Source organism: Bradyrhizobium ingae (assembly GCF_055791185.1).
The window spans coordinates 378,365-404,505 of sequence record NZ_JBVUBB010000003.1 but is presented as its reverse complement, the minus strand read 5'-3'; the positions used below and the strand labels follow the sequence as shown (position 1 = coordinate 404,505).

General features: G+C 63.9%; 35 protein-coding genes. 4 read left to right on the top strand and 31 right to left on the bottom strand.

Translation table 11 applies throughout. From position 1 onward, the window contains the following. Positions 1–30 precede the first annotated feature (30 nt). Complete coding sequence (locus ACV1FX_RS06955) at positions 31–825, bottom strand: ATP12 family chaperone protein (protein ID WP_473116791.1); 795 nt, start codon at positions 823–825, stop codon at positions 31–33. A 74-nt stretch (positions 826–899) separates the two neighbouring features. On the opposite strand from ACV1FX_RS06955, the gene ACV1FX_RS06950 reads away from it, so the two are divergent. Continuing rightward, complete coding sequence (locus ACV1FX_RS06950; protein WP_473116790.1) at positions 900–1,346, top strand: hypothetical protein; 447 nt, start codon at positions 900–902, stop codon at positions 1,344–1,346. A 158-nt stretch (positions 1,347–1,504) separates the two neighbouring features. Here ACV1FX_RS06950 and ACV1FX_RS06945 read toward each other — a convergent pair whose 3' ends face one another. From ACV1FX_RS06945 to ACV1FX_RS06930, 4 genes are read right to left on the bottom strand one after another with little or no spacing between them, the layout of a single operon-like run. Next, a complete protein-coding gene (locus ACV1FX_RS06945; protein ID WP_473116789.1) occupies positions 1,505–1,819 on the bottom strand; it encodes a hypothetical protein in 315 nt (104 codons plus the stop codon). Positions 1,820–1,850: 31 nt separating this feature from the next. Next, the gene (locus tag ACV1FX_RS06940; protein WP_473116788.1) at positions 1,851–3,050 is read right to left on the bottom strand and encodes an RluA family pseudouridine synthase; all 1,200 of its coding nucleotides are present in this window, start codon (positions 3,048–3,050) and stop codon (positions 1,851–1,853) included. A 51-nt stretch (positions 3,051–3,101) separates the two neighbouring features. Then, positions 3,102–4,436, bottom strand: coding sequence for a replication-associated recombination protein A (locus ACV1FX_RS06935; RefSeq protein WP_473116787.1), 1,335 nt, complete (start codon positions 4,434–4,436; stop codon positions 3,102–3,104). Next, positions 4,433–5,839, bottom strand: a complete 1,407-nt coding sequence (locus tag ACV1FX_RS06930) for a DegQ family serine endoprotease (protein WP_473116786.1) — start codon at positions 5,837–5,839, stop codon at positions 4,433–4,435. Before ACV1FX_RS06930 ends, ACV1FX_RS06935 begins: the two co-directional genes overlap by 4 nt. A gap of 318 nt (positions 5,840–6,157) precedes the next feature. Between ACV1FX_RS06930 and ACV1FX_RS06925 the strand changes: the two genes are divergently transcribed. After that, positions 6,158–7,750, top strand: a complete 1,593-nt coding sequence (locus tag ACV1FX_RS06925) for an OprO/OprP family phosphate-selective porin (RefSeq protein WP_473116785.1) — start codon at positions 6,158–6,160, stop codon at positions 7,748–7,750. 43 nt (positions 7,751–7,793) lie between these two features. Here the strand turns inward: ACV1FX_RS06925 and ACV1FX_RS06920 are convergent, their stop codons facing one another. Then, the gene (locus ACV1FX_RS06920; RefSeq protein WP_473116784.1) at positions 7,794–8,171 is read right to left on the bottom strand and encodes a winged helix-turn-helix transcriptional regulator; all 378 of its coding nucleotides are present in this window, start codon (positions 8,169–8,171) and stop codon (positions 7,794–7,796) included. 123 nt (positions 8,172–8,294) lie between these two features. On the opposite strand from ACV1FX_RS06920, the gene ACV1FX_RS06915 reads away from it, so the two are divergent. Beyond that, on the top strand, positions 8,295–9,308 hold the full coding sequence (locus ACV1FX_RS06915; protein WP_473116783.1) for a zinc-binding alcohol dehydrogenase family protein: 1,014 nt from the start codon (positions 8,295–8,297) through the stop codon (positions 9,306–9,308). Positions 9,309–9,396: 88 nt separating this feature from the next. After that, positions 9,397–10,383, top strand: a complete 987-nt coding sequence (locus tag ACV1FX_RS06910) for a Bug family tripartite tricarboxylate transporter substrate binding protein (protein ID WP_473116782.1) — start codon at positions 9,397–9,399, stop codon at positions 10,381–10,383. Positions 10,384–10,532: 149 nt separating this feature from the next. On the opposite strand, the gene ACV1FX_RS06905 is transcribed toward ACV1FX_RS06910, so the two are convergent. The 25 genes from ACV1FX_RS06905 to rpsC form a co-directional block, all read right to left on the bottom strand. Further along, positions 10,533–11,861 carry a chloride channel protein gene (locus tag ACV1FX_RS06905; RefSeq protein ID WP_473116781.1) on the bottom strand — a complete coding sequence of 443 codons (1,329 nt, stop codon included), beginning with the start codon at positions 11,859–11,861 and terminating at the stop codon, positions 10,533–10,535. Between the two features lie 59 nt (positions 11,862–11,920). Continuing rightward, positions 11,921–12,427: a hypothetical protein gene (locus ACV1FX_RS06900; RefSeq protein WP_473116780.1), complete on the bottom strand. Its 507-nt coding sequence runs from the start codon at positions 12,425–12,427 to the stop codon at positions 11,921–11,923. Positions 12,428–12,488: 61 nt separating this feature from the next. Next, entirely contained in the window at positions 12,489–12,785 is a 297-nt protein-coding gene (locus tag ACV1FX_RS06895; protein ID WP_473116779.1) for a DUF1330 domain-containing protein, read from the bottom strand. Between the two features lie 68 nt (positions 12,786–12,853). Then, positions 12,854–13,642 carry an SDR family NAD(P)-dependent oxidoreductase gene (locus ACV1FX_RS06890; protein ID WP_473116778.1) on the bottom strand — a complete coding sequence of 263 codons (789 nt, stop codon included), beginning with the start codon at positions 13,640–13,642 and terminating at the stop codon, positions 12,854–12,856. 80 nt (positions 13,643–13,722) lie between these two features. Then, the gene (locus ACV1FX_RS06885; protein ID WP_473116777.1) at positions 13,723–14,559 is read right to left on the bottom strand and encodes a c-type cytochrome; all 837 of its coding nucleotides are present in this window, start codon (positions 14,557–14,559) and stop codon (positions 13,723–13,725) included. Positions 14,560–14,680: 121 nt separating this feature from the next. Next, positions 14,681–15,097 (bottom strand): 50S ribosomal protein L17, encoded by a 417-nt coding sequence (gene rplQ / locus ACV1FX_RS06880; RefSeq protein WP_473116776.1) that lies wholly within the window; start codon positions 15,095–15,097, stop codon positions 14,681–14,683. 121 nt (positions 15,098–15,218) lie between these two features. Further along, positions 15,219–16,250, bottom strand: a complete 1,032-nt coding sequence (locus tag ACV1FX_RS06875; protein WP_035661033.1) for a DNA-directed RNA polymerase subunit alpha — start codon at positions 16,248–16,250, stop codon at positions 15,219–15,221. 115 nt (positions 16,251–16,365) lie between these two features. Beyond that, positions 16,366–16,755 (bottom strand): 30S ribosomal protein S11, encoded by a 390-nt coding sequence (gene rpsK / locus ACV1FX_RS06870; protein WP_007603045.1) that lies wholly within the window; start codon positions 16,753–16,755, stop codon positions 16,366–16,368. Between the two features lie 131 nt (positions 16,756–16,886). After that, positions 16,887–17,255, bottom strand: a complete 369-nt coding sequence (rpsM, locus tag ACV1FX_RS06865) for a 30S ribosomal protein S13 (RefSeq protein ID WP_473116775.1) — start codon at positions 17,253–17,255, stop codon at positions 16,887–16,889. Between the two features lie 187 nt (positions 17,256–17,442). Then, entirely contained in the window at positions 17,443–18,330 is an 888-nt protein-coding gene (locus tag ACV1FX_RS06860) for an adenylate kinase (RefSeq protein WP_473116774.1), read from the bottom strand. Positions 18,331–18,595: 265 nt separating this feature from the next. Then, on the bottom strand, positions 18,596–19,930 hold the full coding sequence (gene secY, locus ACV1FX_RS06855; protein ID WP_449377266.1) for a preprotein translocase subunit SecY: 1,335 nt from the start codon (positions 19,928–19,930) through the stop codon (positions 18,596–18,598). 149 nt (positions 19,931–20,079) lie between these two features. Further along, positions 20,080–20,565 carry a 50S ribosomal protein L15 gene (gene rplO / locus ACV1FX_RS06850; protein WP_473116773.1) on the bottom strand — a complete coding sequence of 162 codons (486 nt, stop codon included), beginning with the start codon at positions 20,563–20,565 and terminating at the stop codon, positions 20,080–20,082. A gap of 75 nt (positions 20,566–20,640) precedes the next feature. Next, positions 20,641–20,835, bottom strand: coding sequence for a 50S ribosomal protein L30 (gene rpmD, locus ACV1FX_RS06845; protein WP_027520947.1), 195 nt, complete (start codon positions 20,833–20,835; stop codon positions 20,641–20,643). A gap of 25 nt (positions 20,836–20,860) precedes the next feature. Continuing rightward, a complete protein-coding gene (gene rpsE / locus ACV1FX_RS06840; RefSeq protein WP_027549202.1) occupies positions 20,861–21,454 on the bottom strand; it encodes a 30S ribosomal protein S5 in 594 nt (197 codons plus the stop codon). 44 nt (positions 21,455–21,498) lie between these two features. Beyond that, positions 21,499–21,861: a 50S ribosomal protein L18 gene (rplR, locus tag ACV1FX_RS06835; protein ID WP_473116772.1), complete on the bottom strand. Its 363-nt coding sequence runs from the start codon at positions 21,859–21,861 to the stop codon at positions 21,499–21,501. 11 nt (positions 21,862–21,872) lie between these two features. Then, entirely contained in the window at positions 21,873–22,406 is a 534-nt protein-coding gene (rplF, locus tag ACV1FX_RS06830) for a 50S ribosomal protein L6 (protein WP_271503161.1), read from the bottom strand. A 16-nt stretch (positions 22,407–22,422) separates the two neighbouring features. Further along, positions 22,423–22,821 (bottom strand): 30S ribosomal protein S8, encoded by a 399-nt coding sequence (gene rpsH, locus ACV1FX_RS06825; RefSeq protein WP_027554158.1) that lies wholly within the window; start codon positions 22,819–22,821, stop codon positions 22,423–22,425. Between the two features lie 14 nt (positions 22,822–22,835). Beyond that, a complete protein-coding gene (gene rpsN / locus ACV1FX_RS06820; protein ID WP_473116771.1) occupies positions 22,836–23,141 on the bottom strand; it encodes a 30S ribosomal protein S14 in 306 nt (101 codons plus the stop codon). A gap of 46 nt (positions 23,142–23,187) precedes the next feature. Next, positions 23,188–23,745, bottom strand: a complete 558-nt coding sequence (rplE, locus tag ACV1FX_RS06815) for a 50S ribosomal protein L5 (protein ID WP_473116770.1) — start codon at positions 23,743–23,745, stop codon at positions 23,188–23,190. Then, positions 23,738–24,052: a 50S ribosomal protein L24 gene (gene rplX, locus ACV1FX_RS06810; protein ID WP_254095936.1), complete on the bottom strand. Its 315-nt coding sequence runs from the start codon at positions 24,050–24,052 to the stop codon at positions 23,738–23,740. Before rplX ends, rplE begins: the two co-directional genes overlap by 8 nt. Then, positions 24,052–24,420: a 50S ribosomal protein L14 gene (gene rplN / locus ACV1FX_RS06805; RefSeq protein ID WP_008549246.1), complete on the bottom strand. Its 369-nt coding sequence runs from the start codon at positions 24,418–24,420 to the stop codon at positions 24,052–24,054. The genes rplX and rplN overlap by 1 nt, the downstream gene beginning before the upstream one ends. An 86-nt stretch (positions 24,421–24,506) precedes the next feature. Further along, complete coding sequence (gene rpsQ, locus ACV1FX_RS06800) at positions 24,507–24,755, bottom strand: 30S ribosomal protein S17 (protein ID WP_008549247.1); 249 nt, start codon at positions 24,753–24,755, stop codon at positions 24,507–24,509. A gap of 13 nt (positions 24,756–24,768) precedes the next feature. Then, a complete protein-coding gene (gene rpmC / locus ACV1FX_RS06795) occupies positions 24,769–24,975 on the bottom strand; it encodes a 50S ribosomal protein L29 (protein WP_027520957.1) in 207 nt (68 codons plus the stop codon). A gap of 5 nt (positions 24,976–24,980) precedes the next feature. Next, positions 24,981–25,394 (bottom strand): 50S ribosomal protein L16, encoded by a 414-nt coding sequence (gene rplP / locus ACV1FX_RS06790; protein WP_008136349.1) that lies wholly within the window; start codon positions 25,392–25,394, stop codon positions 24,981–24,983. Between the two features lie 30 nt (positions 25,395–25,424). Then, positions 25,425–26,141, bottom strand: coding sequence for a 30S ribosomal protein S3 (gene rpsC / locus ACV1FX_RS06785; protein WP_473116769.1), 717 nt, complete (start codon positions 26,139–26,141; stop codon positions 25,425–25,427).

Here is a 26,141-nt window from a genome sequence, read left to right as displayed (position 1 = left end):
CGACCCTAGCCGTCCGTCGTAAACCTCTCGTTAAGGACCTTGCGTCGGAAGCGCGTTCACGGCCTCGAGGACTGCCACCGCCGCGGCAAAATCCTTCAGCCGGGCGGCGCGACGGCCGGCCGCCTCCTCGTCCACCCCCCATTGATCGGCGTTCCAGTCCTCGTCGACATGGGCAGCGGCCCAGACCTGGTCGGCATCGCGCACCCGATGCGCCAGCGCGAGGGCCAGCAGTGCCGAGCCCGTCAGCGTCGTGACCACGTGCAGCGCCGCCACCGACCAGGCATCGCCGGGCAGCGCCGCACGCGCGGCCGCGATCGCCTGCTCCGGCTGGGTCACATGCATGATGCCCTCGGACAGGATGAAATGCGCGCCAAGCGTCTCGGCCGCCCAGAATAGCACGGGGTCCCAGTGTGCGGCCTCGCGCGTCACCAGGCCCTCGGGATGGCCGGCGCGATAGAACAGCAGGTCGGACTCGAAGTATTTCGCGAGGTCGTCCCTGACGAGATCGACGCGGTCGACCACACCCTCGATCACGCTGTTGGCGAGCCGCGTCAGCGGCATGGTCATGGGGGCGATCGTCTCCGCCTGGCCGGCCCATTCCGCGGCGACGGCCTCCGCGAGAGGTTTCGCGGGGATGATGACCGGGCGGCCGGAAGGCGTCTTGATCGGCTTGCCATCGAGCGTGATGGCGAAGCCGCCCTCGGCCTCCACGACGCCCGCCTCCACATAGAAGCGCTTGCGCAAAGGGGCTTTGGCGGCGGCTCTGGCCGCCTCCTGCGGATCGAGCCGGGACTGGCCCGCAACCTCGTCAAACAATTCACGCATTCGGTTTTCGATCCCAATCCCTGGATGCTAGGCTTCTAAAGTAAGTCCGGCAGCCGATAAAGCGAGCGGCAGGCATGAAGGAAATCGCGGGCATTTTGGCCCTGTTCGCCGGGTTCTGGCCGACCGTCGCCGAGGCTGGTTTCCGCTCGCCGGAATCGCTGGTGCGCAACGTTTATGCCCATTACGGGCGAGGTGCGCCGGAGCTATCGAAAGGCCTGCCGCGGGATGCCGCGACGGCACGCCAATTCTTCGATCCCAGCCTGCGCAAGGCCTGGAGCGGCCCACGGAGCGAACCCTACGATTTCCTGGTGCAGAGCCCGACCTGGACCCTCGGCCCGATCGCGATCTCGACCCTCCGCAAGCAATACGACAAGACCTACGTCGCCGCGCTGTTCGACAACAGCGGCCGCCGGGTGACCCTGAACTTCATCCTTGTCAACGGGCCGGAAGGCTGGCTGATCACCGACGTCGAGAGCCCGCATGACAGCCTGCGGATGTTTCTGGAGCAGTTCAGGAACTAGCTGAGCTGTGGCGGGCCCCTGTCACACTCGCCGCTGTCATGCCCCGCGCAGGCGGGCATCCAGTACGCCGCAGCTTATCGATTCAATCACAACCGTTTCGGAGTACTGGATCGCTCGGTCGAGCCGGGCGATGACGACTGAGGATGTGACGAGATGACCTACCGGTTCGCGCACATCCCTGAATACGTGCCGCGATCGGCCGGGCTCAGGCCGGCCCCGGCGGCATCATCGAGGCATTTGCTGATGCGATCGCTGAACGAGGGCCGCGGCGGCTGCCTGTAATCGTAGCTCGGCCGCGCATTGATCTGCGGGACCTTTGGTATCTCGATCTTCGGCGGCGGTGGCGGAGGCGGTGGTGGCGGCAGCAACAGCGGCGAGGTGCCCGGCACCAGCGTCTGCGCGAAGCTGCCCTGCCCCGCCAAGAGCACGGCTAAAACCACCAGGATGGAGAGCGCGACCTTCATGGAGGACATGTCGTATTCCCCCGATTGTCTTGCAATCGAACTATTCTTCCGGCGCGTTCTCGATCGGATCAAATCTTGTTGCGTCGAGGCCGAGCAGGTTCCACGACTGCTGCATGTGGGGCGGCAGCGGGGCGCTGGCATCGATCACGCCGCCGCGCGGGTGCGGGATGACGATGCGGCGCGCGAGCAGGTGCAGCCGGTTTTGCAGGCCGCCCGGCAATTCCCAGTTCTCGATGTTGAAATATTTGGGATCGCCGATGATGGGATGGCCGATATGGGCCATGTGGGCGCGGAGCTGGTGCGTCCGCCCGGTCACCGGCTTCAGCGACACCCAGGTCAGCTTGTTGCCGGCGGTCTCGACCACCGCATAGTAAGTCACCGCGTGGCTCGCACCCTCATCGCCATGTTGGGCGATGCGCATGATGGTATCGTCCTCGCTCTCCTCTTTGGCGAGGAAGGTCGAGATGCGCCCCTGCTTCGGCTTCGGCAGGCCCGGCACCAGCGCCCAATAAATCTTGCGCGCCGAACGCGAGCGGAAGGCGCCGGTGAGATGGGTCGCGGCAAAGCGCGTCTTCGCGATCAGCAGGCAGCCCGAAGTGTCCTTGTCGATGCGATGCACCAGGCGCGGCTTCTGCCCCTTGGCATCGCGCATCACCTCCAGCATCTGGTCGATGTGCCGCGTGGTGCCGGAGCCGCCCTGCACCGCCAGCCCCGCCGGCTTGTTGAGCACGAGGACGTCGTCGTCCTCAAAGAGCGTCATCTCCTTGAGCGCGGCAAGCGTCTTTTGCGCGGCTTCCGACAGCGGGCCGGCCGTCTTCGGCGCATCGAGCTTCAACGGAGGAATGCGGACGCTCTGCCCCTCCTCCAGCCGGTCCTTGCTGTCGACGCGCTTGCCATCGACACGCAGCTCGCCTTTGCGCACGACGCGCTGGATGTGGGAAAACGACAGGCCCGGGAAGCGCGCTTCCAGAAAGCGGTCGACGCGCATGTTGTTCTCGTCGGCCGTCACGGTGACCGTCTGCACCTTGGTCGGCAGCAGTGCCTCGACGGGCTTTGCCGCCACCGGCTCTGGCGCACGCCGCTCGGCCCGCTCGGACGCAAAGCGCTGGGGCTTCGAACCCGGCTTGCCGCCGGGCCGCGGCCCCGCCTTGTGCGCGCTACGCGCCTTGAACGGGCGCGCCTCCTTGCGCTCATCGCGCGAACGGGGCTTTGGGTTGGTTCTCTTGATGCGGCGGCTCATGCTGCCTGCCTAGCCTAAAAGCGGCCTCCCGTCACGACGAAATGGCCGTTATCAACGCGAGCCCCGCTCCTTCCGCAGCTTGGCCCAGTAGTCCAGCCGCTTCCTGATCTCGCGCTCGAAGCCGCGCTCGGGCGGGTCGTAGAAGGTCTGGCGTCCCAGGGTTTCCGGGAAATAGTCCTGGCCGGAGAAGGCGTCGGGCGCGTCGTGGTCGTATTCGTAAGCCGCGCCATAGCCTTCCGACTTCATCAGGCCGGTCGGCGCGTTGAGAATGTGTTTTGGCGGCAGCAGCGAGCCCGCCTGCTTTGCGACCTGCATCGCCGTGCCGAAGGCGGTGTAGACGGCATTCGATTTCGGCGCGGTAGCGAGATAGACGACGGCTTGCGCGATCGCGAGCTCGCCCTCCGGATGGCCGAGAAAATCGAAGGCGTCCTTTGCCGCATTCGCAATGACGAGCGCCTGCGGGTCGGCGAGTCCGATGTCCTCGACCGCCATGCGCACGACACGGCGGGCCAGGAACAGCGGATCCTCGCCGGCATCGAGCATCCGGGCGAGATAATACAGCGCGGCATCGGGATCGGACCCGCGCACCGACTTATGCAGCGCCGAGATCAGGTTGTAGTGGCCGTCTGCGGACTTGTCGTAGATCGGCGCACGACGTTGCAGGATCTCCTGCAATTGCGCGGCGTCGAAGATCTCGTCCTTGCGCGCGGCGCGCCAGACTTCCTCGGCAAGCGTCAGCGACGCCCGGCCGTCGCCGTCTGCCATGCGCACAAGCACCGCACGCGCCTCCGCATCGAGCGGCAGTTTTCGACCCTCGACCTCCTCGGCATGCACGAACAGCTTCTCGATCGCGGCGGCATCGAGCGAGCGAAACACCAGCACGCGCGCGCGAGAGAGCAACGCCGCGTTGAGCTCGAACGACGGATTCTCGGTCGTGGCACCGACCATGACCACCGTGCCGTCTTCCATCACCGGCAGGAAAGAATCCTGCTGCGCGCGGTTGAAGCGATGCACCTCGTCGACGAACAGCAGCGTGCCCTTGCCCATCTCGCGGCGGGCGCGCGCGGCATCGAACGCCTTTTTCAGGTCGGCGACGCCGGAGAATACCGCGGATATCTGCTCGAAATGCAGGTCAGTGGCATCCGCGAGCAGCCGCGCCACGGTCGTCTTGCCGGTGCCGGGCGGCCCCCAGAACACCAGCGAGCCGAGGGTGCGCGTCTCCAGCATGCGCGTCAGCGCGCCGTCAGCGCCGAGGATGTGGTCCTGGCCGACGACCTCCGACAGCGCACGCGGGCGCAGGCGGTCCGGCAGCGGATGCGGGGCATCGTGATCGAGCCCCGCCGCCGCAAAGAGCGTTGGCGTCTCCTGTGGTCGCTTCGCGCTCATCCGCCGAGCGTGACGTTGATCTGCTGACCGCCGCGCACCAGCGTGATGCGCCAGAGCCGCGCCGAAGCACCCGCCAGCTTCTCCAGATCGCCGGTCTTGCCGATCTTCTGGTTGTTGACCGAGAGGATGATGTCGCCTTTCTGGAAGCCGACGCCTGCGGCCGTGGTGTCGTCGCCGATCTCGGTGATCACGACGCCTTCGGTGTCACCATCGAGATGCAATTCGTCGGCGACCGCCGGCGTGATGGACGAGATCTTCGCGCCCTGGAACGGCGAGCGCGCCGTGATCACGATCTCATTGCGGCCGGTGTCAGGCGCGGTCTCGAGCTGTACCGTGAGCTTGACCGGCTTGCCGGCGCGCTGCACGTCGAGCTGTGCAGTACCGCCGATCGGACGGGTGGCGAGGCGGTAGTCGAAGGCGTTGAGATCATCGACCGGCTGCCCGTCGATCGCGACGATCAGGTCGGAAGATTTCAGGCCGGCTTTCGCGGCAGGCCCATTGGGCACGACGCTTGCGACCAGTGCGCCGGTCGGCGAGCGCAGGCCGAGGCTCTCCGCGATGTCGGGCGTCACCCCCTGGAGCCGCGCGCCGAGCCACGGACGCTTCACCGCCTTGCCGCCGCTCTTGGCGGAGGCAACCACGACCCGTACCATGTTGGCAGGGATCGCAAAGCCGATGCCCTGCGAGCCGCCTGAGCGCGAATAGATCGCGGTGTTGATGCCAGCGAGCTTGCCGTTCATGTCGACCAGCGCACCGCCGGAATTGCCGGGATTGATCGCTGCATCGGTCTGGATGAAGAATTGATAATCGGTGATGCCGACCTGCGTGCGCGCGAGTGCCGAGATGATACCGTGGGTCACGGTCTGGCCGACGCCGAAGGGGTTGCCGATCGCGAGCACGACGTCGCCGACCATCAGCTCATCGGAATTGGTGAAGTCGAGGGTGGGAAATTTCTCCTTGGTATCCTTCAGGCGCAGCACCGCGAGATCGGTACGGGAGTCCTTCAGCAGGATTTCGGCCTCGAACTCCCGCTTGTCCGAGAGCGACACCTTCACCTGGTCGGCGCCCTCGATGACGTGGACATTGGTGACGACAAGACCCGAGGGATCGACGATGACGCCGGAACCGAGCGAGCGCTGCATCTGCTCGGGCTGCTGGCCCGGCACGCCGAAGAAGCGGCGGAAAATCGGGTCATCCAGCAGCGGATTGCGGTTCTGCACCACCTTGGCGGCGTAGACGTTGACCACTGCCGGCTGCACCCGCTGCACGATCGGTGCATAGGACAGCTTGATCTCCGCCGGAGACGACGGGACGCGACGGTCCTGCGCGACGGCAGGATCGAGGCTGCCCAGAAGGGTCACGCAGCTTGCGGCAATAGCAGTGGTACGGATCAATCGAAACATTCCTACCTCTCGGAAAAGACGCCGGAATATAGGCATGTTCGACCGCCAATAGAAGGGCGGCAGCCGCCAATATTCGCTCCCTTTTCTCCCTGCTCCGGCGTGCAAGTCCTGCGTGAGCAACGGCTATTTTGCCGCTCCCGCGGGATTGGCATGACGCCCATCATCCTCCAGAGTGGAGGTAGACACGATTCGGTTGGTGCGAATTTGCATCAGTAGGAACCAGTAAACCGTGACGTGTATCGTCGCGGAGCAGTCATCAAGCGCTCTTACGACTCTCCGTGGTGAGTGGGGATGTTGATCAGCAAGGGAGTGGATGACGTGAGCAGGACCAGATTCACAAGCGCTGCGCTCGGCCTCGCCGGTGCGCTGGTGGCCTCGCAAGGCCATGCGCAATCGGCAAACAGCAGCGAACAGGAGATCGCGCTTCTGAAGCAGCAATTGAAGCTGCTCGAGCAGAAGCTCGACAAGCTGCAAAGTCAGACCGCAGCGGCCACGGCGAAGGCCAAGTCGGAGGCGAAGGCCGAGGCGAGAACCGAAGCGAAGGCTGCGGTTGCCAACGCGCAAGCCGCCATTCCGGTCAAGGGCCCGGTAGCTCCATCCGGTGTCGTCGTGACCATGCCGAACAATCGGCCGACGATCTGCACCGCGGACGAACAGAACTGCGTCGCGATCACGAGCCGGGTGCACTGGGACGTCGGCGGCTATGACTACCGTCCCAACACCGCGGCAACTGTGCCGCAGAAGCTCGACAGCGGCGAAAACGTCCGCCGCGCGCGTATCGGCCTCACCGGCAAATTCCTCAGCGACTGGAATTTTGCGCTGGTCTACGATTTCGGCGGCACATCGGACGGGTTTGGTGGTGCGGCTCCCGGATCGCTGCCGGGCGGCGGCGTGTCCGGCGTCGAAAACGCCTATCTGAGCTACACGGGACTAAAGCCCTTCGGCGGCAAGATGGCGATCGAGGGCGGCATCATGGACATCCCCTATACGCTCGACGAGGCCACGAGCTCGAACGACATCCTGTTCATGGAGCGCGCCTCGTCCGGCGTCATCGCAACCAACATCGCCGCTGGCGACTTCCGCTCGACGATGGGCACGCGCTGGTGGAATGACGTGTTCTGGGCCGGCGCCTATGTCACGGGTCCGGCCACGGGCGCAATTCATTCCGCATCGAGCGCGGCGCCAGCCGGCACCAGCGAGCAATATGGCGCGGTGGCCCGCGTCGCCGGCCAGCTCGTCAGCGGCAAGGACTACTCGGTGCATCTCGGCGCCGATGCGCAATGGTTGATCCAGCCGCCGCGCAACATGATCACGGGCGCGCAGACGCTGACGCTGAGCGATCGACCGGAGCTGCGCATCGATCCGACGACGCTGATATCGACCGGCGCGATCGCCAATGCTTCGGGCGCGCAGGTCTACAGCATGGAGGCCGCGGCGACGTATGGACCGCTGATCCTGCAGGGCGAGTATTTCTGGTACAACGTCGATCGCAGCGCGAATACCGGCTTGCCGCCGATCGGCGCGCCGAGCCTGCACTTCCAGGGCGGCTATGCGCAGGCCGGTTACGTCTTGACCGGCGAGAACCACGCCTACAATTCCTCGACCGCCTCCTATGGCGGCATCAAGCCGGCACATCCTTTCTCGCTCGACGGCGGCGGCTGGGGTGCGTGGGAGATCGCAGGGCGGTTCTCGACGATCGACCTCAACAATCAGCTAGCGACCGCAACCGGCATCGCCGGTGGACGGCAGAACGTCTACACACTGGCGCTCAACTGGTACGTCAACGGCAACGTCCGCTTCATGCTCGATTACCTGCATGGCACGGTGTCCAGGCAGGCCTCGCCGGTCTCGACGGCGGATGTCGGCTCGAAGTTCGACGCGGTCGCCATGCGCACGCAGTTCGCGTTCTGACGCGAACCGATCCGGGAGCGGCGCAGCCGCTCCCGGATATCTCTTACGCCGCGCGCTTCGGCTTCCTCACGACCACCGGCGGCGGCGCGCAGGACAGCCGCGCCTGGTGGCTCTCACCCCAGGCTTTCAGAATATCGATCACCGGCCGCAGGCTCTCGCCGAGCTCCGAGAGACAATATTCAACCCGCGGCGGCACTTCCGCGTAGACCTTGCGGATGACGAGCTTGTCCTCCTCCAGCGCGCGAAGCTGTTTTGTCAGCATGCGCTGGGTGATGCCGGGCATCAGGCGGCGCAATTCGCCGAAGCGCTGCGTGCCGCTCTGGAGGTGATAGAGGATCACGCCCTTCCATTTGCCGTCGATCAGGTCCAGCGTGGCCTCGACCGAGCAGCCCGGACGCCGGGCAAAATTGCGCCGTTTCATGCGTGTTTTCCCGATAGTATCCAAACAGGGACTATATCCCCGTTTTGACAGTACTTGCAAAACCGGAGCCGCCCGGACACTTAACCCGAAAGGCGATCTCACCATCTGATGGAGACTTGAGACATGAAAGCCGTCGGCTACAAAAAATCGCTTCCGATCGAGGAGCAGGACTCCCTGATCGACTTCGAAACGGCAAAGCCGGAGCCGAAGGGGCGCGACATCCGCGTCGCGGTCAAGGCGGTCTCGGCCAATCCGGTCGACTACAAGGTGCGCAAGCGCGCCGCCCCGCCCGAAGGCGAGGTCAAGATTTTGGGCTATGACGCCGCCGGCGTGGTCGATGCGGTTGGGCCCGATGTCACGCTGTTCAAGGCGGGCGACGAGGTGTTTTATGCGGGCTCGATCCTGCGCCAGGGCACCAATGCCGAATTCCATCTGGTCGACGAGCGCATCGTCGGCCGCAAGCCAGGATCGCTCTCGTTCGCGCAGGCTGCGGCCCTTCCCCTCACCTCCATCACCGCGTGGGAGTTGCTGTTCGATCGGCTCGGCGCCGTGCCCGGCAAGAGCGTCGATCCGCGCACCCTCCTGATTACGGGCGGCGCCGGCGGCGTCGGTTCGATCCTGATCCAGCTTGCGCGCCGCCTCACCGGCCTCACGGTGCTCGCGACCGCGACGCGGCCGGAGTCGCAGAAATGGTGCCTCGATCTTGGCGCGCATGCGGTGATCGATCACGGCAAGCCGATCAAGGAGCAGATCGAGAAACTCAAGCTGCCACCGGTCGGGCTGGCGGCAAGCCTCACCTTCACCGACCAGCACTACAAGGCGATTGCCGAAATCATGGCACCGCAGGGCAGGTTCGGCCTGATCGACGATCCTCCTGAATTCACCATGAGCGTGTTCAAGGGCAAGGCGATCTCGGTGCATTGGGAATCGATGTTCACACGCTCCTCCTTCCAGACACCTGACATGATCGCGCAACACCACCTGCTCAATGACGTCGCCGATCTCATCGACAAGGGCGTGCTGCGCACCACACTTGGCCAAACCTTTGGCACGATCAACGCCGCCAACCTCAAGCGCGCGCATGCGCTGCTCGAAAGCGGCAAGTCACGCGGCAAGATCGTGCTCGAGGGGTGGTAGGTCAATCGGCCGCTTTCAAGTGGCCGGTCCACCCTGCTACGATGTGTCCTCGGTCGGATTGACCGAGGACATGCAGGGATTGGGCTGAATGAACATCTGGACGAAAAGAACGGTTTTGGCGGCGGCACTTGCTGCGGTCTCGCTGGCAAGTTGTACCTCACTCGCGCTCGCCGACGGCTATCCCGACAGGGCGCTGCAATTGACTGTCCCGTATCCTCCGGGTGGAGCCTCCGACGTCGTCGGCCGCATCATCGGCAGTGAGCTCGAGACACGCCTCGGCAAGCCCGTGATCATCCTCAACCGTCCGGGCGGAGGCACCACCATCGCCGCCAAGGAGATCGCACGTGCGGCCCCTGACGGTTATAATATCTTCTTCAGCTCGAACTCGACGTTCACGCTGCCGGCGGCCGTCAAGGAGAGCGTGCCTTACGACAGCGCCAAAGATTTCGAACCGCTGGGACAGGTCGGCAAGATCACGCTCGTGCTCGTCACCTACCGCGACAACCCGATCCAGGACGTGGCCGCGCTCGTCGCCGAGGCGAAGGCCAATCCGGACAAGCTGTCGCTCGCATCCTTCGGCGTTGCCACCGTTTCGCATTTCGCCGGCGAGTTGTTCAAGGCCAGCGCGGGGATCAAGATGGTCCACCTGCCCTACAAGGGCAGTGCGCCCGCGATGAATGACCTGATGGGCAAGCACATCCAGTACCATGTCGACACCGTGATCGCGGTCAAGCCGCAGATCGAGGCCGGCACCGTCAAGGTGCTCGCGGTGTTTTCGGGCAAGCGGACACCGTTCCTGCCTGACGTGCCAACCTTGGCCGAGCTGGGCTATCCCAATATCGACTTCGCCTCCTGGGGCGCCGTGGTCGCCCCCAAAGGCCTGCCAACGGCGGTTCGCGACAAGCTGACAGCGGCGCTGGAGGACACCATGCAAAACCCGGCGGTCCTCGACCGCTTCGCCAAGGTCGGCTTCGAACCCGGCTTCTCGCGCTTCAGCGACTGGCCCGGCTCCGTCGGCAAGGAGATCGGCGAGATGAAGGAGCTCGCGGAGAAGGCCGGGATCAAGGACGAGTAGTTGCGACAGCCGCCGTTTCACGGCCGATTGGCCAAGAGTTGTCAGTGAGACGTGTGGCTCCGGGAGGCCGGGTCCTGCCGAGTGGCGGAAGCGTTCCAACACTTCCGCCACTCGGCAACATCAAGGCCGCAATCATCGGGGTAGAGGCTTCAATCCGCTGCGGGCGGCGGTTTCGCGTCAGGCGACATTGTCGCCCGCTCGATAAAGCCCTTGGCGAGGGCATGATAGATGCCCTCCTCGCAGATCAATCGCGAGGTGGCGTGCGCAATCAACGCAGCCGCCATCAGCGGCACCACCATGGTGTGATTGTCGGTCATCTCGGTGACGATGACGAAGGCGGTAATCGGCGCCTGAACGACGCCAGCAAAATACGAAACCATGCCGAGCAACATGATCGCGCCGAGCGGTGCATCGTGGAAGAGCCCGGCGATATTGCTGCCGAGCCCCGCCCCAACGGCGAGCGACGGCGAAAAAATGCCGCCCGGTATGCCGCTGATCGAGGCAAAGGTGGTGGCGAGCAGCTTGAGAATGCCGAAGTCCTGGGGTAGCGGCGAACCAAGCTCCAGGGCCGTCTTCACCTGCTCATAGCCCGTGCCATAGATGGTATCGCCGGATACGAGACCGCAGATCGCGACGGCAAATCCGCAGGCGAACGCAAACCACAACGGATGGCCCTTGATTGCGCGCCCGACGGGATTGGCAAAGCCGCGTGCCATGGCGATGACGATGCGGCTGAACAAGCCACCGGCCAGACCGCCCACGACGCCGCAAACCGGCACGCTCAGCCAGTCCGCTCCACGGGCGAGCGACATCGCGCTGCTGCCGAAATAGGCATAGTTCCCCATCAATGCCAGCGAGGTCAGTCCGGCGGCGATCACAGCGGCGATGATGAGACTGCTGGTTCGAGTCTCGAAGGCACGGCTCATCTCCTCGATCCCGAAGACGATTCCCGCCAGCGGCGTATTGAAGGCTGCTGCAACGCCGGCAGCCGCACCAGCCAAAATCAAGCCCGGCTGGCGGCGCGGCGACATCCGTCCGAGCGCGAACATGATGGAGGCACCGACCTGAACGGTTGGACCTTCGCGGCCGACAGAGGCGCCGCACAACAGCCCGAACAGCGTGAGAATCATCTTGCCGATCGCGATGCGGATCGAGACCAGCCGCTCCCGTGCGGTCTGGTTGGTGAGATGGCGGGCGGCGATGGCCTGCGGAATTCCGCTCCCTTGCGCGTTTGGAAACAGCCTGATGGTGAGAAACGCCGACAGCATGAAGCCGAGCGGGATCACCGCCAGGACTGCGTAGCGCGACTTCGCCAGCAACAAGGCGAAGGCATGCTGTGCCAGATCGCCGAGGTGTGCCAATGCGACCGCCGCCGCTCCGACCACGATGCCCCCGAGCAGAAAGATCGCCCGGCGTCGCCAGCGGGCGGAAGTGAGCTTGACGAGCCTCTTGTTCCGGGTGGACAGAGCCCAATTCATGCAACTGAGGTTTAGTCGGTCGCCACGCGAAAGCAAACTGCCGCGTACCGCCCGCGCTCTCATTTCACCTGAGCGGCCGTCTGGAGCGCCTTCCAATCGAATTTTTCGGCGAGCGCCAGCCCCTCCTCCTCGGTGAGACCGTCGAAGGAGAGATTGAACAGCGCGTCCTTGCCGAGCGCCACGATGAGCGAGCCTGACTTCTGCGGGTTGTTGTAGTTCTTGAGCACCTGCATGCCGTGCATGGTTGCGGTCATGACATGACCGTCCGCCGTCTGAATGTTCATTCCACTCTGGATCGGGGCCAGGGCACCGGTTGCGGTCTGGCCGACCATGACCGCGGCCTGTAGATGCGCCGAACCGCGCGTGTATTCGCGCGTCGCCGTGGTCATGCTCGTATCGGACATCTGCATCGACATGCCGTCCGGCTTCTTGCCTTCCCATCCGGCAAGGTCGACCAAAAGCGGCAGCAGCCGCTGAAATGGCTGGTCGGCGCGCGACGGCGAAAACGGCCACAGGATTGCCAGTGCAACGAAGAAACAAAAAACCTTGAATCGCGACTGAAACATTCTCTTCTCCCGGTTGGGCTACCCGGCGAGCATAGCAACCCTTCGTTGCACCAGAAAGACCTCACACAGGCGGCACGCCCTCAACGAACATCAGTCGTCGCTCCAGAGCCGTCTGCCGAAGCTTGAGCGCCTCCGCATATTCCGGAGACGCGTACCATTCCCGCGCGCGGGCCATCGAGGGAAACTCGACGATGATGATGGTCTTCGGTGGTGGCCCGCCCTCCACCACGTCTGCGGCGCCGCCCCGCGCGAGGTAGCGGCCGCCATATTGCGCGATGGTCGTCGCCGCGAGCGTGCGATAGGCCTCCATTGTGTCCTGGTCGCGCGCCTCGACCTCGGGGATTACGTACGCTGGCATTCGCGCGGACCCTTGGTTTTGAGCATGAACTGGTGGGAAAACCGCTTCACGCTTCTCCGGATCATGCTTTAGGCAATCGTATTGACGATACCGCCTTCCGCGCGCAATGCCGCACCGTTGGTCGCGGACGCCTCCTTCGAGGCGACATAGACCACCATGTTGGCGATCTCGTCGACACTGGCGAAGCGCTGGATCAGCGAGCTCGGCCGATGCTGCTTGACGAAATTTGCCGCAGCCTCATCGACGGACTGGCCGTTCTGCCTGGCGAGATCCTTCACGAACGTCTCGACGCCTTCCGACATGGTGGGACCCGGCAGCACGGAATTGACGGTGACTGCGGTGCCACGGGTCAGCTGCGCGAGACCCCGCGCGACCGAGAGTTGGGCCGTCTTGCTCGTGCCGTAGTGGATCATCTCGACGGGGATGTTGAGGCCGGACTCCGATGAGACGAAGACGATGCGGCCCCAATTGCGCTTGAGCATGCCCTTCAGATACGCGCGCGAGAGCCGCACGCCGCTCATCACGTTGACCTCGAAGAGACGGGTCCAGTCATCGTCGGGTATTTCGAAAAAGTCCTTCGGCTCGAAGATGCCGGCATTGTTGATGAGGATATCGACCTCGGGCAGTGCCGCGACCAGCGCCTTGCATCCTGCCGCGGTCGAAACGTCGGCCGCGATGCCGCGCACCTTGCCGCCCGCCGCTTCCAGCCTGCGCACGGCCGCATCGACCTTATCCTGGCCGCGCCCGTTGATCACGACGCTGGCGCCCGAGCCGGTAAGCCCTTTTGCGATGGCATGGCCGATGCCGGCGGTCGAGCCGGTCACGAGTGCGGTCTTTCCGGAAAGGTCGATCTTCATGCGTTATCTCCGTTGATGCTGGCGGAGATATCGTGCGCTGCGAAAGCGGCTTCAATCGTCCCTCACCGACGCGTGAGGAGTCAGTTGCGCGGTGGCAGCGTCCTGACAAACGCGACGATGGCATCGAGATCCTGCGGCGCCATGGTGGCGTAGCTTGCATAGGCCATTGGCGGCTTGAGCTTGTGACCGTCGCGGGCGATGCCTTGCGTGATCGCACGCTTGATCTCGTCGTCGCTCCATCCGCCGAGGCCGGCCGCAGGATCGGCCGTGATGTTGGCGGAGACGGATTCGCCCCACGGCCCCTTGAATGTCCTTCCGCCCTTGCCGCTCGCGCCGGCGAAATCGTGGACCACGGACGGCCCTTCCGGCGTGTGACATTCCAGGCAGTGGGCGATCGTCAAAAGGTAGCGGCCGCGGGCGAGCTTGTCTTCCAAGTCACCCTCGCTCACCGGCTTGCCGGCATAGGACGGCGTCTCCGGCGTCAGCATGATCTTGTATTCCGGCGCCGGCGTTTCGTGGTGCACAGGCTGCACGGAGCGTAAGTAGGCTGCAAGCGCATCGAGGTCGCGGGCCGTCAGCACCGTGTAGAATGCGGTCGGCATGATCGGCGCGGCCGCCGTCCCGTTCGGCTTGATGCCGCTGACGAGAAAGCGCTTCAGCTCGACATCGCTCCAGGTGCCGATCCCGGTGTCCTTGTCCGGCGTGATGTTGGAGCCGGTGACCTTGAAGGCCGGTTCGTCAAAGGTCTGGCCGCCCGACAGCGCGCGGGAGAGATCGAGGCCCTGCGGGCCGCGCGGCGTGTGGCAGTTGTGGCAGGCCATCACGCTGTTGACGAGATAGGCGCCGCGTTCGACCAGCGTTTCGCCGACGGCCGGCGACATCAGCAGCGCCAGCGCAATCCCAAAGGCCATCCTCATGGAAACCCTCAAACAAAAAATGCTTTTGCGGAAAATCATCGTGCGCAGCATGAGAAATGGCTGCGACATACAAAAAAGCGGCACCCGAGGGCGCCGCTTTTGAAAAGCTATGTGAGCTAGCTTACGCCGCTTCGGCTTCCTTCGCCTGCGACGGGCCGGAGTCCTGGCCCTTGGCGTCGACGTCGCGATCGACGAATTCGATCACGGCCATCGCGGCGTTGTCGCCGTAGCGGAAGCCGGCCTTGATGATGCGGGTGTAGCCGCCCTGGCGGTCCTTGTAGCGGGTCGCGAGCACGTCGAACAGCTTCTTGACCTGGTCCTTGTCGCGCATCTCGGAGATGGCCTGGCGACGCATGGACAGCCCGCCCTTCTTGCCGAGGGTGACGAGCTTCTCGACGATCGGACGAAGCTCCTTGGCCTTGGGCAGCGTGGTGACGATCTGCTCGTGCTTGATCAGCGCGGCCGCCATGTTGGCGAACATCGCGCGGCGGTGCTCGGCCGTGCGGTTGAGCTTCCGATGAACCTTGCCGTGACGCATGTAAGTATTCCTTATTTTAGAACTGCCGCGACGGTTCGTCGGACCAGTTGCTCAGGTGGGCTTCCTGCGTTCGCCCATAAAAATGACGGCCGGGGACGCCGGCCGTCACGGTGAAGTCAGATCAGTAATGATCCTCGAAGCGCTTGGCGAGCTCGTCGATGTTCTCCGGCGGCCAGCCCGGCACTTCCATGCCGAGGTGCAGACCCATCTGGGCCAGCACTTCCTTGATCTCGTTCAGCGACTTGCGGCCGAAGTTCGGAGTGCGGAGCATTTCAGCTTCCGACTTCTGCACGAGGTCGCCGATGTAGACGATGTTGTCGTTCTTCAGGCAGTTGGCCGAACGCACCGACAGTTCGAGCTCGTCCACCTTCTTGAGGAAGGCCGGATTGAAGGCGAGGTCCGGGATGATCTCCTGGGCGACTTCCTTGCGCGGCTCTTCGAAGTTGACGAACACGTTGAGCTGATCTTGCAGGATGCGGGCAGCGTAGGCCACCGAGTCATCCGGCGTGATCGCGCCGTTGGTCTCGATCGTCATGGTCAGCTTGTCGTAGTCGAGGATCTGGCCCTCGCGGGTGTTCTCGACCTTGTAGGAGACCTTGCGGACCGGCGAGTAGAGGCTGTCGACCGGGATCAGGCCGATCGGCGCGTCCTCGGGACGGTTGCGCTCGGCGGGAACGTAGCCCTTGCCGGTCGAGACCGTGAACTCCATGCGGATCTCGGCGCCCTCGTCGAGGGTGCAGATCTGCAGATCCGGATTGAGCACAGTGACGTCGCCGACGGTCTGGATGTCGCCGGCGGTGACCACACCCGGTCCCTGCTTCTTCACGACCATGCGCTTGGGGCCTTCGCCCTGCATCTTGATCGAGATATCCTTGATGTTCAGCACAATGTCGGTGACATCCTCACGGACGCCCGCGATCGAGGAGAACTCGTGCAGCACGCCGTCGATGTGCACCGACTGCACGGCAGCGCCCTGCAGCGAAGACAACAGGATGCGGCGCAGCGCGTTGCCGAGCGTCTGGCCGAAGCCACGCTCGAGCGGCTCGGCGACGATGGTCGCAAAGCGGGCCGGATCGCTACCCGGGGTTACCTGGAGCTTGTTCGGCCGAATCAGTTCTTGCCAATTTTTCTGGATCGTCACTGTTTCACCCATACAGGCCAGTCAGTCTGCCATTGCGGACACTGGCGTTGGAGAAAGGCCGCAAGTCGCGCTTGCGGCTTCGCAAAGTAAAGTCATCGCGGACGACGACGGCGCCCGCGACCTCGTATCAAACGCGCCGGCGCTTGCGCGGGCGGCAACCATTGTGCGGGATCGTGGTCACGTCGCGGATCGACGTCACGGTGAAGCCCGCAGCCTGCAATGCGCGGAGCGCCGACTCACGGCCCGAACCAGGACCGGCGACTTCGACTTCCAGCGTGCGCATGCCGTGCTCCTGCGCCTTCTTGGAAACGTCCTCGGCAGCAACCTGCGCTGCATACGGGGTCGACTTGCGCGACCCCTTGAAACCCATCGTGCCCGCCGACGACCAGGCGATCGTGTTGCCCTGCGCATCGGTGATGGTGATCGTCGTGTTGTTGAACGACGAGTTCACGTGCGCCACGCCGGAGGCGATGTTCTTGCGCTCACGACGGCGAACGCGGGTGGCTTCCTTGCCCATTGAGTACCTTTCCTGGAGATCTCAAACGCCGCCGTAATGCCAGCGGCTACACCTGTGGAAGCGAATGGTGAGCAGCGAATGGCGAATAGGGAAACTCCCTACTCGCCATTCGCCATTCCCTATTCGCCAGTTTACTTCTTCTTACCGGCGATCGCTTTGGCCGGACCCTTGCGCGTGCGCGCATTGGTGTGGGTGCGCTGACCGCGCACCGGCAGACCGCGACGATGACGCAGGCCGCGATAGCAGCCGAGGTCCATCAGACGCTTGATGTTGATGCCGACCTCGCGACGCAGATCGCCCTCGACGAGATAGTCGCGGTCGATGACTTCGCGGATCTGGAGCACTTCCTGGTCGGTCAGCTGATTGACACGACGATCCTCGGGGATCTTCACCTTCTCCATGATCTCACCGGCGATCTTCGGGCCGATGCCATGGATGTACTGCAGCGCGATCAGCACGCGCTTGTTGGTGGGAATATTTACGCCGGCAATACGGGCCACGGCCTTCTCTCCTGTTGCCGATCCCTCGTCAGGGGTCGGGCTTTAAGTGCTTGCTTTCTCGGGCAGGTGTTCACAAACGCGAACACGACGCCCACCCCCGGTCTTCCTGGGGCCCGGCATCGTCTGAAACTATCCGACTTGGATGCGGGGCTTATTAAGGGATTCCGGGGGGTTTCGTCAACCGCTGCTAGCGCTTAGCTCGCTTTTTCGTGACCTTTTTTGGGGCCTTCTTCGGACCTTTTTTAGCGGTCTTTTTAGCGGTCTTTTTAACGGTCTTCTTTGCGGGCTTTTTGGGAGCCTTCTTGGCGCCTTTGCTGGCCTTTTTGGCAGGTTTTCCGGCCTTTTTGGCCGCTTTCGCGGGCTTTTTGGCCGTCTTCGCAGCTTTTTTCGCGCCTTTCCTGGCGGATGCCGTCCTGGCCACGGCCTTGCCTGCGGGCTTGGCCTGGGCGGCCTTGGCGTGAGTCTTGGCATGAGTCTTGGGCTCGATCGCCCCAAGTGCCAGGAGAAGTCGGTGGATGGCGCGGGTGACCTCTTCGATGGTCATCATGCCATCAACGGTCGAGAGCTTGCGCCGCTCGGAATAGTAGTGAATCAGCGGTTCCGTCTGGCTGCGGTAGCTGGCGAGTCGCTTGGTCAGGACCTCCGGCGTGTCGTCGACCCTCACCTCCTCGCCACGTTCGCGCATCTGTGCGACGCGGGTCTCGACACGGTCGAGCAGCGCGCTCTCGTTGACCCTGAGTTCGATTACGCCGTCGAGCTTGAGGTGCCTGTGCTTCAACAACTCGTCCAGGGCCTCGGCCTGCGGCACTGTGCGCGGGAATCCGTCGAGGATGAATCCCTTCTTGGCGTCTGGCTGCTCGATTCGGTCGGCGATGATTCCGACCACGACGTCGTCGGGCACGAGGCCACCGCTCGCCATGATCTCCTTCGCCCTCAAGCCGACCGGAGTTCCGGCCGCCACCGCAGCGCGAAGCATCTCACCGGTGGAGAGCTGCACGATGCCGTAGCGCTCGATCAACCGTTGCGCCTGGGTCCCCTTGCCTGACCCCGGCGGTCCCAGAAGGATAATTCTCATTGGCGTTCGCCCCCCGGATCGGTGAGCGATAGGTCGCGCACCTGTGTTTGAAGATCAACGATAGTGCAAACCAGCGCCGCACCACCACCAAAAAACTATACGGCAGCACGCCACCGCAAGATACGGGACCTTTGGAATCGGTCTGTACGGTCAGGTAGTCGGCTCCGACAGCTCTCGTCAACGACGGGCGGTCGACACGTTACGAGCCTCGCGCGAGGAGCGGCGCACCCGGTCGCATGGGCCGATCAGGCGCGCGCCTGAAGCGCTACCGATTGCGGCGGCCCCTCAGCTTCGACTTCCGGATCAGCCCTTCGTACTGGTGAGCCAGCAGGTAACCCTGAACCTGCGCCACCGTGTCCATGGTGACACTGACCACGATCAACAGCGACGTGCCGCCAAAGTAGAAAGGCACCGAGGCGTAGGAAATCAGAATTTCCGGGATCAAACAGACGATCGCGAGGTAGATCGCGCCGATCACGGTGATGCGCGACAGAACGTAGTCGATATATTCGGCGGTGCGTTCGCCGGGACGGATGCCCGGAATGAAGCCGCCATGCTTCTTCAAATTGTCCGCGGTCTCGGTCGGGTTGAACACGATCGCGGTGTAGAAGAACGCGAAGAACACGATCAGCGCGAGATACATGATCAGGAACAGTGGCCGGCCGTGGCCGAGCTGCGTCGTGAGCCACTGGAACCATTCCGGCCCCTTGCCCGCGTTGAAGTTCGCAACCGTGGTCGGCAGCAGGAGCAGCGATGACGCGAAGATCGGCGGGATGACGCCCGAGGTGTTGAGCTTGAGCGGCAGATGCGAGGACTGCCCCTCGAACATCTTGTTGCCGACCTGGCGCTTCGGATACTGAATCAGGAGGCGGCGCTGCGCGCGCTCCATGAACACGATGAAGGCGATCACGGCGACCGCCATGATGATGACGATCAGGATCAGGCCGGTGGACATCGCGCCCTGACGGCCGAGTTCGAGCATGTTGGCGAGCGCCGAGGGCAGCTCTGCAACGATGCCGGACAGAATGATCAGCGAGATGCCGTTACCGATGCCGCGCGAGGTCACCTGCTCGCCCAGCCACATTAGGAACATGGTGCCGCCGGTGAGCGTGATCGCGGTGGAGAGACGGAAGAACAGGCCCGGATCGCTGACGACATTGCCGGCGCCTTCGAGGCCGACCGCAATGCCGTAGGACTGGAACGCGGCCAGGATGACGGTGAGGTAGCGGGTGTACTGGTTCAGCGTCTTGCGGCCCGCCTCGCCTTCCTTCTTCAGCGCCTCGAGCTGCGGCGAGACGGTGGTGAGGAGCTGGATGATGATCGAGGCCGAGATGTACGGCATGATGTTCAGCGCAAAGATCGCCATGCGGTGGATGCCGCCGCCGGCGAACATGTTGAACATGCCGAGGATGCCGCCCGCCTGCGAGCGGAACACCTGCTCCCAGATGTTGGGATCGATACCGGGCAGCGGGATGTAGGTGCCGAGCCGATAAACGAGCAGCGCACCCAAGGTGAACCAGATGCGCTTCTTCAGTTCGTCGGCCTTGGCAAGCGCGCCGAAATTGAGATTGGCTGCCAGTTGTTCCGCTGCTGAGACCATGTTGGGCTTTCTCCCGCCGCCTACTGCGCCGTCATGCCCGCGGCCGGGCTACTTGGGCGGACGCCGGACATTATCTGGTGCACGGCTTCGATAAGTCCATCGTCCCGCATGCGTAAAGGCCCGCGAGCCGCGGGCCAATGACGCAGATGTTACGCCGCCTCGCCTTCTTCGGCGGCAGGCGCGAGGATCTTCACCGAGCCGCCGGCCTTCTCGACCGCCGCGATCGCGGACTTCGAGGCACCGTGCACTTCGATGTTGAGCTTGGCCTTGAGCTCGCCGCGGCCGAGCAGCCGGACGCCGGCCTTGGAGCGGCGCAGCACGCCGGCCTTCACCAGCGCTTCGGCGTTCACGACGCTGCCGGTGTCGAGCTTCTTGGCATCGACGGCGTCCTGGAGCCGGTCGAGATTGATCTCGGCGAACTCGACGCGGAAGATGTTGTTGAAGCCGCGCTTGGGCAGACGGCGATGCATCGGCATCTGGCCGCCTTCAAAACCCTTGATGCGCACGCCCGAACGCGCGGTCTGGCCCTTGCCGCCGCGGCCGGACTGCTTGCCCTTGCCCGAACCGATGCCGCGGCCGACGCGCATGCGCTTCTTGCGCGAGCCGGGGTTGTCGGCGATATCGCTGAGCTTCATCGCCCTTCTCCTTGTTTCTTGCGCGTGGTCTTGCCCGAAAACCGGTATCCGCCTCTCGGGATCACGCGCCCTTGCTTACTTCCCGTCGACGATACGGACGAGATGGTGAACTTTCTCGATCATGCCGCGAACAGCCGGGGTGTCCGGCAATTCGGCGACGCGGCCGATCTTGTTGAGCTTGAGCCCGATCAGCGTCGAGCGCTGCGAGTGATGGCGGCGGATCGCGCTGCCGATCTGCTCGATCTTGATCGTCTTGGCGGCCTTGGCCATTTTTTAAAACTCCGAAAAGCTTCCGTTAGTCGGCAGCCGCCTCGGCATCGCCGCCGATACGACGGGACTGCAGGGTGGACACCTTGATGTTGCGACGGGCCGCCACCGAGCGCGGCGAATCCTGGTGCTTCAGCGCGTCAAAGGTCGCGCGCACCATGTTGTACGGGTTCGACGAGCCGATCGACTTTGCGACCACGTCCTGGACGCCGAGCGTCTCGAACACAGCGCGCATCGGGCCGCCGGCGATGATGCCGGTACCCGCCGGAGCGGCACGCAGGTAGACACGGCCCGCGCCGTGACGGCCGGCGATGTCGTGATGGAGCGTGCGGCCCTCGCGCAGCGACACGCGGGTCAGGTTGCGCTTGGCGGACTCGGTGGCCTTGCGGATCGCCTCCGGCACTTCGCGCGCCTTGCCGTGACCGAAGCCGGCGCGGCCCTTCTGGTCGCCGATCACGACCAGCGCTGCGAAACCGAAGCGCTTACCGCCCTTGACGACCTTGGCCACGCGGTTGATGTGGACCAGCTTGTCGACGAACTCGCTGTCGCGCTCCTCGCGCTCCTTGCGGTCACGTCCGCCGCCGCGTTGATCGCGTCCACCACGTTGTTCGCGTTCTGCCATTTTTCCAATCCTTCAGAGGCTTACGCCTCAATCCTCAAATTCTGTTAGAAGCTCAGCCCGCTCTCACGCGCTGCGTCGGCGAGAGCCTTGACGCGCCCATGGTAGAGGTAGCTGCCGCGATCGAACACGACTTCCTTGACGCCCTTCTCGGCGGCGCGCTCGGCCAGCAGCTTGCCGACCGCCTTCGCCGCATCGATGTCGGCGCCGGTCTTGCCGCCGTCGCGCATCGTCTTCTCGAGCGAGGAAGCAGAGGCCAGCGTCTCGCCCTTCAGGTCGTCGATGACCTGGGCGTAGATGTGCTTGGACGAGCGGAACACCGACAGGCGCGGACGGCCGCCACCGGAACGGCGCAGCTTCAGCCGCACACTCCGCTTGCGCCGGGCATTCGTAACCTTGGCTTTGGACATGACCGGCTCCGTTACTTCTTCTTGCCTTCCTTGCGGAAGATGAATTCGCCCACATACTTCACGCCCTTGCCCTTGTAGGGCTCCGGCGGACGGTAGGAGCGGATCTCAGCGGCAACCTGGCCGACGCGCTGGACGTCGCTGCCGGTGACCGTGATCTCGGTGGGCTTCGGCACGGTGATCGTGATCCCTTCCGGGATCGGGTAGATCACGTCGTGGCTGTAACCGAGCGCGAGCTGGAGGTTCTTGCCCTGCATCGCGGCGCGGTAACCGACGCCGGTGATTTCGAGCTTCTTCTCGAAGCCCTTGGTGACGCCTTCGACCAGATTCGCGACCTGGGCGCGAGCGGTGCCGTACAGCGCCCGCGCGCGGTTGGTCTCAGCCCGCGGCTTGACCTTGATCTGGCCGCTCTCGAGCTTCACCTCGACGTCGTCATGAACGACGAACTGAAGCTGGCCCTTCGGCCCCTTCATCTTGACGGTCTGCCCATCGACGGTCGCGGTCACACCGGACGGCACCGCCACAGGCCTTTTGCCAACACGTGACATGGATCAAAAATCCTTCTCAGAACACCGTGAAGAGGACTTCACCGCCCACATTCGCGTCACGCGCGCTGTGGTCGGCCATGATCCCCTTCGGCGTCGACAACACCGAAATGCCGAGCCCGTTGTTGACCCGCGGCAGGTTCTTCACCGAGGCGTAAACACGGCGCCCGGGCTTGGAGACACGTTCGATCTCGCGGATGACGGGCTCGCCGTCGAAATACTTCAGCTCGATCTCGATCTCGCTGCGGCCCGAGGAGTGTTCGAGCGTGGCGTAGCCGCGGATGTAGCCTTCGGTCTTGAGAACCTCGAGCACGTTCTCGCGCATCTTCGAGCCAGGCGTGGACACCTTGGTCTTCGAACGCATCTGCGCGTTGCGGATACGGGTGATCAGATCGCTGATTGGATCGTGCGTAGACATCTAAACGACCCTCCTTACCAGCTCGACTTCACAAGGCCCGGGACCATGCCCTTGGAGCCAAGTTCGCGCAGCGCGATACGGGACAGCTTGTTCTTGCGGTAGTTCGAGCGCGGGCGGCCCGACAGCTCGCAACGCAGGCGGATGCGGGTCGCCGACGAATTGCGCGGCATTTCCGCCAGCTTCAACGTCGCAGCGAAGCGCTCCTCCATCGGGAGCTTCTTGTCGGCGATGATCGCCTTCAACCGCGCGCGCTTGGCGGCGGCGTTCTTCACCATCCGCGTGCGCCGGTTGTTCTTCTCGATTGAACTCTTCTTTGCCATGCTTGGCTCCTGGGTATCCGCGTTTGAGAGGCTCTAGGTCAGCGTCTCACTGCCGGAACGGGAAATTGAAAGCGGTCAACAAGGCCCTCGCCTCTTCGTCGGTCTTGGCCGTGGTGCAGACGGTGATGTCCATACCGCGGGCTTCCGTGACCTTGTCGAAGTCGATCTCGGGGAAAATGATGTGCTCCTTGATGCCGAGCGAGTAGTTGCCGCGGCCGTCGAAGCTCTTCGGGTTCAGGCCGCGGAAGTCGCGGACGCGCGGCAACGCGACCGTCACCAGGCGATCGATGAACTCGTACATGCGGGCCTTGCGCAGCGTGACCTTGCAGCCGATCGGCTGGTTCTCACGCAGCTTGAAGGTCGCGATCGCGATACGCGAATAGGTCACGATCGCCTTCTGGCCGGCGATCTGGGTCAATTCGGCGGCGGCGGTCTCGGCCTTCTTGCGGTCGTTGACGGAATCGCCAACGCCCATGTTCAGCACGACCTTGTCCAGCCGCGGAACCTGCATGACGTTCTCGTAACCGAACTTCTCGGTCAGCGCGACGCGGATCTTGGCGTCATATTCCGCGCGCAGGCGCGGCAAGTAAGCTGTGTCAGCCATCGATCTCAGCTCCCGAGCTCTTGGCGATGCGGACCTTCTTGCCGTCCGCCTGAATCTTGAATCCGACGCGTGTCGGCTTTCCGTCCTTGCCGAGATACGCGATATTGGACAGTTGGATCGGCGCCTCTTTCGAGATGATGCCGCCCTCCTGGTTCTGCGTCTGCTTCTGGTGACGCTTCACCATGTTGATGCCACGCACCAAGGCCGTGCCGGCGTCCGGACGAACCTCGAAAACCTCGCCGGTGCGGCCCTTGTCGCGGCCGGTCAGCACGACGACCTTATCGCCCTTGCGGATCTTCGCAGCCATCACAGCACCTCCGGCGCGAGCGAAATGATCTTCATGTGGTTCTTGGCGCGCAGCTCGCGCGGCACGGGCCCGAAGATACGGGTGCCGACCGGCTCGGCCTGGTTGTTGATCAGGACAGCGGCGTTGCGGTCGAAGCGGATGACCGAACCGTCAGCGCGGCGGATGTCCTTGCGGACTCGCACCACGACGGCCTTCATCACGTCGCCCTTCTTCACCTTGCCACGCGGAATCGCTTCCTTGATCGACACGACAATGATGTCGCCGATGGTGGCGTAGCGGCGCTTGGAGCCTCCGAGCACCTTGATACACATGACACGGCGTGCGCCAGAATTGTCGGCCACGTCGAGGTTGGTCTGCATCTGAATCATTGATGCACCTCGTCCTCTTTCTCTTATGCGCCAGCCTGGCCAGCGCTCAACATTTCCCTGAAGTCAGTCGGCTAAGTGCCGGCAGCTCAGGCGCTTTTCTTGTGCTCGCCCCGGATCACGACCCAGCGCTTCAACTTCGAAATCGGCTTCGATTCCTCGATCCACACCACGTCGCCCGGCTTGAACTGGTTGCTCTCGTCGTGCGCATGATAGTTCTTCGAACGGCGGATCGTCTTCTTGTAGATCGGGTGCGTGAAACGGCGATCGACGCGCACCACGATGGTCTTGGCTTGCTTGTCGCTGACGACCACGCCCTGCAAAGTACGTTTCGGCATCTTCGTAAGCCTCTTACTTCTTCTTCGCGCGCTGCTGCGCGGCGACGGTCTTGATCCGGGCGATGTCACGGCGGGCCTCGCGCAGGCGCGAGGTGTTCTCGAGCTGCCCGGTGGCGCGCTGGAAGCGCAGGTTGAAGCGCTCCTTCTTCAGGTTCAGGACGGCGTCATCCTGCTGGTCGGGGCTCATCGCGCGGATGTCTTCGATCTTCATCTGGGCCATGGCCATTACTCCGCAATGCGCTCGACGAAGCGCGTCTTGATCGGCAGCTTGGCCGCCGCCAGGGTCAGCGCCTCGCGCGCGGTCTGGGTATTGACGCCGTCGATCTCGAACAGCACCCGGCCCGGCTTGACGCGCGCGACCCACAATTCCGGCGAGCCCTTGCCCGAGCCCATGCGGACTTCGGCGGGCTTCTTCGACACCGGAACGTCGGGGAATACGCGGATCCAGACGCGGCCGGCGCGCTTCATGTGACGGGTCAGCGCGCGGCGGGCGGCCTCGATCTGGCGCGCGGTAACGCGCTCAGGCTCGGTCGCTTTCAGGCCGAACTGGCCGAACGCCAACGTCGCGCCCGAAGACGCAACGCCGTGGATGCGGCCCTTATGCGCCTTCCGGAACTTCGTTTTCTTAGGTTGCATCATGGCTTTAAGCCCTCAAATTCCTGTGCTGGCTCAGGCCGCAGCGTCGCGACGCTGCCGGCCGCCACCGCTGCCACCACCCTCGCCTTCGGCCATTCTCTTGTCCTGGGCCATCGGATCGTGCTCGAGGATCTCACCCTTGAAGATCCAGACCTTGACGCCGCAGGTGCCAAAGGTCGTGAACGCGGTCGCGACGCCGTAGTCGATGTCGGCGCGCAGCGTGTGCAGCGGAACGCGACCTTCGCGGTACCACTCCATGCGCGCGATTTCCGCACCGCCCAGACGACCCGAGCAGTTGATGCGGATGCCTTCCGCGCCGAGACGCATCGCCGACTGCACGGCGCGCTTCATGGCGCGGCGGAACGCAACGCGGCGCTCGAGCTGCTGCGCGATCGATTCGGCGACCAGCGTCGCATCGAGCTCAGGCTTGCGGATCTCGACGATGTTGATCACGACGTCCGACGAGGTGATGTCGGCCACCCTCTTGCGCAGCTTGTCGATGTCGGCGCCCTTCTTGCCGATCACCACGCCCGGACGAGCCGAGTGGATCGTGACGCGGCACTTTTTGTGCGGACGCTCGATCACGATGCGGGCGACGGCCGCCTGCTTGAGCTCCTTGTGCAGGATCTCACGGATCTTGACGTCTTCGTGCAGCAGCTTGCCGTATTCCTGCTTGCCGGCGAACCAGCGGGAATCCCAGGTCCGGTTAATGCCGAGACGCAGACCGATCGGATTGATCTTTTGACCCAT